Genomic DNA, 1,072 nt, shown 5'->3' with positions numbered 1-1,072 from the left:
TCGTTAGCTCAGTTGGTAGAGCAGTTGGCTTTTAACCAATTGGTCGAAGGTTCGAATCCTTCACGACCCACCATCTTGATGCTTTTGCTGAGTTTGAGAAAACCGGACGAAAGCCGCGCAAAACCTCCCGCTCGTCAGAGCATAAAATGTAACGTCATCCCTCATTGAGACAACGCTAACTTTAAGTTACCGATGTTACCCACGGATACTTTTACCCCCATCAATACTGAGCGCGATACAACTCCCTGAGTTTACTGTTGCTGTTGCTATTGGTCTTTCACTGATGTGTGAGCCCCTGACGCCCTGATTCGCCCCCCCCAAAGCATTGCTCTGCAAATTTTGTCTCTGTTGCCGTATCTGTGATCGGATCGTTGCCATCGTTGTTGTTTGCCTGCCCATAGGAGGCTATTCCTTTAGCGGGCTGGCCGTATAAACAGAGTGATGATGAAGCCAAACTTCCCTTGTTGTGTTCATTCGATCCCTATTGGGACGAAGAACGCCTTGCACACCGCTTAGGCTGAATAAGCTCGGGCAACTTCTGGCTGCTGAGGCAAGTGGTGCCGATGTCGGTTCCGTGCATGGTAACTACGGTTCTTTGCCCATTGGGATCCGTTCTTGTGTATCCAGACTTCTTCTTCGCTGTCTCGCATCCAACCCCCTTGCTCGTTGTCACCGAGAAACGGGATCGTTTGAGCCTTATGCCATCAAATAGCAAGACGGTGGTGACAGTAGGGGACTGGATCCTGCTTGGAGTTAATCACAAACCGACGATTTCCGTGGTGGCCAAATTATTATCTCTCCGTGAGGCATCAATGATGTTCATCGGGCTGAGCCGTTATTTAGCGGTAGATGATTACGCGCCAGCAATGGCTGGGAGAGTGGAGGGGCTTAACCGCACTGTTTAGCGTCACCAATCTTACTGTCGATCCGAGGGAAACTGAGCCTAAACACAACAGCAGTCACCTTGGCATTAAATCCTCTTTTGTATGTTCACCTGTAGTGGCAGACTAAAACTGGCCACCTGATTAGAGGTGTTATCATGCTCCTCATACACAAACAGGTGTGACTATGA

The 1,072-nt window shown here is 49.3% G+C and carries 1 protein-coding gene; it reads left to right on the top strand.

Annotated features, from left to right (window positions below):
* The first annotated feature begins 617 nt into the window (after window positions 1-617).
* Window positions 618-905, top strand: coding sequence for a hypothetical protein (locus tag Q0796_RS18035; RefSeq protein WP_298445878.1), 288 nt, complete (start codon window positions 618-620; stop codon window positions 903-905).
* Window positions 906-1,072: the final 167 nt, after the last annotated feature.

This window comes from uncultured Ferrimonas sp. (assembly GCF_947489035.1).
Lineage (GTDB): Bacteria > Pseudomonadota > Gammaproteobacteria > Enterobacterales > Shewanellaceae > Ferrimonas.
The sequence above is the reverse complement of the archived record's forward strand: the minus strand, read 5'-3'. Positions and strand labels throughout refer to the sequence as shown.